The 3250-nt window shown below is 36.4% G+C and carries 4 protein-coding genes, 1 other RNA gene and 1 pseudogene; all 6 read right to left on the minus strand.

The genetic code is table 11. The features are described from left to right. Nucleotides 1–25: 25 nt before the first annotated feature. Entirely contained in the window at nt 26–211 is a 186-nt protein-coding gene (locus V7183_RS18950; RefSeq protein WP_335360470.1) for a DUF3921 domain-containing protein, read from the minus strand. Nucleotides 212–273: 62 nt separating this feature from the next. Next, on the minus strand, nt 274–1413 hold the full coding sequence (locus V7183_RS18955; RefSeq protein WP_097897194.1) for a THUMP domain-containing class I SAM-dependent RNA methyltransferase: 1140 nt from the start codon (nt 1411–1413) through the stop codon (nt 274–276). A gap of 180 nt (nt 1414–1593) precedes the next feature. Further along, nucleotides 1594–1985, minus strand: an RNA gene (gene rnpB, locus V7183_RS18960) — RNase P RNA component class B. An 87-nt stretch (nt 1986–2072) separates the two neighbouring features. After that, nucleotides 2073–2408, minus strand: a complete 336-nt coding sequence (gpsB, locus tag V7183_RS18965) for a cell division regulator GpsB (RefSeq protein WP_097897195.1) — start codon at nt 2406–2408, stop codon at nt 2073–2075. Between the two features lie 97 nt (nt 2409–2505). After that, entirely contained in the window at nt 2506–3060 is a 555-nt protein-coding gene (locus V7183_RS18970; RefSeq protein ID WP_097897196.1) for a DUF1273 domain-containing protein, read from the minus strand. Between the two features lie 56 nt (nt 3061–3116). Then, a pseudogene (locus V7183_RS18975) lies at nt 3117–3250 on the minus strand (spore coat protein); the annotation flags it as partial.

The raw sequence follows: 3250 nt of genomic DNA on the forward strand, positions 1-3250 counted from the left end.
TTCCTTTATATAAAGGAAAACTTTTTTACTCTATTAATGACTTTAAGTAGCGCTTATCAATTAATATTTCATGTGATAATGCAGATAAATATTCTTCCTGCGCTTTTTGTATTTCATCTGCTGCTACACCTTGAAAATTAATTTCTTTTCCAAGCTCATCATACGTACGATGAATGGCCTTTTGAATCATTGACAATTGGAAACCATCCATATTGATTCCTCCTTTTGCACATTACATAATAGCCAGTATATGCGCGCCAAAGAGGTTTTATACTATGAATTGCGTGGTGGGCGTTTCCCAAAGTACTGATAGTAATCTGTACGAATAAAGCCATTAAATAGTTTACGCTTTTTCGATGCTTCTTTTCCATAACATTTTTCAAACGCTTCATAGCTTGTTAATAAATACATAGACCACGTATCTAATGGGCGGAATACTTCTCCCAGTTCCTTATATAATTTTTCAACAAGCGCTTTTTCACTTAAACGTTCCCCATATGGAGGATTCGTTACAACATAGCCATATTCCTCTTTTGTTGTGAAATCTTTTACTTGCATTTGTTTAAAGGAAATTAAGTCACCAAGTCCAACTTCATCCGCATTATCTTGTGCAACTCTGATCATGCGGTGGTCAATATCTGATCCAATAATTTGTAATGGCTGATCATAATTCGCTAAATCTTCTGCTTCTTGACGTGCTTCTTTCCAATTTTGCTTACCAATCCAGCCCCATTCATCAGATGCAAACTCACGGTTAAAACCAGGAGCAATATTTTGGCCAATTAGTGCCGCTTCGATCGGAATTGTCCCAGAACCACAGAATGGATCAACAAATGGTCGGTCTGGCTTCCAATTTGTAAGTTTAATTAAAGATGCAGCTAATGTTTCTTTCAAAGGTGCTTCCCCTTGATCAACACGGTAGCCACGCTTATGAAGACCAACGCCACTTGCATCAATTGTTAATGTTGCAATATCTTTTAACATTGCAATTTCGATACGGAATAAAGGACCATCTTCTTCAAACCATGTTGTACGTCTATAAGTTGTCTTTAATTTCTCAACAACAGCCTTTTTTACAATACGTTGACAATCTGAAACACTAAATAACGTTGATTTCAATGACTTTCCAATAACAGGAAACTCCCCGTTTTCTGGAATATAGTCACCCCAATTTAAAGCTTTCGTCTTTTCAAATAACTCATCAAATGTTGTCGCTTTGAATTCACCAACTTTAATTTTCACACGATCTGCAGTACGTAACCATAAATTTGTACGACAAATTGCTTTTGCATCCGCTTCAAATGTTACTTTTCCATTTTCCACCTGGCATTCATAACCAAGATCGCGAACTTCTCTTGCAACTAAAGCTTCAATTCCCATTGCCGCTGTTGCAATTAAAGTAACTTTTCCCATTTGCATTCACCTCTTATGTATAATCAAACAATAACTAATAGTTTTTTCTTCTATTAATTATTCCATATTACGACGTATTTTCTTATTTATCATTTTGACTCACACGTTATCACTTCATACAAATAAAAAGCCCTCCTCTTACAAAGGAGAGCTGAGTTATTTCATCATTGGTTCATAACGTTCTGTAAGCCATGTTCTGTTCCTTTGTACTGCAAACGGCCCACGCCTCGTACTCCGGTGGCAATCATCTATCTACAGGCTACTCAAACCTGTCCTTTTCCATCGTTCATTTCCTTGGAAAAGATTCCCCTACCATTATTTGGGTTTCTCGCTCGTGGGGTTTACCTCGTTCCACTCCTATCATTTCTTCAAGGACTTCGTCACTGTGGCACTTTAAAGGTAGTCAAACCATATCCAAAAGGACTTAGGTTTTTTCCCTGCCGTTAATCCAGCCTTACAGCCAGAATACCCTAGCTTATGAATTGGCTAGGCACGAACACTACGACCATCTCAGGTCGTGCGAGCATGGACTTTCCTCTACAACGTTGGCGTTGCAGCGATTACCCAAACGTTATGACAAACATTAGTATAGTGGAAACAAAAAGATTTTGCAATGCTTTTTTATATGTAAAATGCTTCAATCTTTTTCCATTCCTATATTACTCGTATAACTTACTTCCAAATACAGCTTTTTCCAGATTAGATAAACGCTTTAAAATATCTGTATTCGTATTGTTGTATACAGGTTGTGCAACTGGTGTTGGAGCCGGTTGCTGCGGAGCTTGTGCTCCAACTAATTTTTGTTCTTCTAATTCACGTTTTAAACGCGCATTCTGTTGCTGCAATTGTTCAAGTTCCTTATGAAATGCTTCATAATCTTTAATAATCATATCAAGGAACTTATCTACTTCTTCTTGTTGATAACCTCTCATACCTGTTTTAAATTCTTTTTCTAAAATATCTTTCGCTGTTAGTTTAATTTTATCCGAAATCATTCTCTTCACCTCAAATTTTTACCAAAACTTTCATTAACTAAATTTTTTCAGAAACAGTGCCTTTTGTCAATCATCTATACATAAGCTATATTTCATATTACTCTGCATTATTCCACCGTTCCTCTTCTATTATATCTTGTAAATCAGAAAAAAGAATGAAATAACTATGATAATTTTCTATTTCTCCTTTTTTCTTTGCTACTTCTACCATGTATTTAGGACTTCCTGGTTTTTCTTCATCGTATACAGCCAAAAGTGCATCACTTTTTCCAATAAAAAATTGATTTTTCAATCGAAACTGTTCTGGACTTTCATATTTTCTTTTTGTAATACTATCAACATGATCTGCTTGTCCAAGAACAAACTCATAAAGTTCTCGATTTCCTTCCTTCCAACTTTCTTCTTGTTCTAAAAAAGGGGTAAACACAGCAAGTTTTAAATCAGGATACTCTAACTGCATTTCAAAAACAACTTCAGCAGCCCATAACTCTACCCCTAGCTGACCACTTATGATAACCCACTCTAATCCCTCTTCTATAAAGGCGAGTAACTTACGATGTACCGCCTTTTTTATGCACGCAACACCTGGATGATCATTCTTAAATATTCCAAGTTCAAATGGCTTATATCCTGTTACAGCTACAACTTTCATATCAACACTCCATTTAAAAGAAAAGAACTAGCATTTCGCTAGTTCCAACATAACATTTACTTTTTAAACATTCCACCAACGTTTGGTCCGATATTAGGTCCGAACGGTGATACATGATGTGGATGATGGTGATGATGGCCACATGCTCCAACTCCGCCGAATCCTCCAACTCCTCCAACTCCACCGAATC

The sequence above is a fragment of the Bacillus sp. JJ1127 genome (genome assembly GCF_036965845.1).
Classification (GTDB): Bacteria; Bacillota; Bacilli; order Bacillales; family Bacillaceae_G; genus Bacillus_A.

What these genes read in the sequence shown, in the direction of transcription:
- V7183_RS18970 (WP_097897196.1), bottom strand. Translation starts at nt 3,060, where the DNA reads ATGAAAGTTGTAGCTGTAACAGGATATAAGCCATTTGAACTTGGAATA.
- gpsB (WP_097897195.1), bottom strand. Translation starts at nt 2,408, where the DNA reads ATGATTTCGGATAAAATTAAACTAACAGCGAAAGATATTTTAGAAAAA.
- V7183_RS18955 (WP_097897194.1), bottom strand. Translation starts at nt 1,413, where the DNA reads ATGGGAAAAGTTACTTTAATTGCAACAGCGGCAATGGGAATTGAAGCT.
- V7183_RS18950 (WP_335360470.1), bottom strand. Translation starts at nt 211, where the DNA reads ATGGATGGTTTCCAATTGTCAATGATTCAAAAGGCCATTCATCGTACG.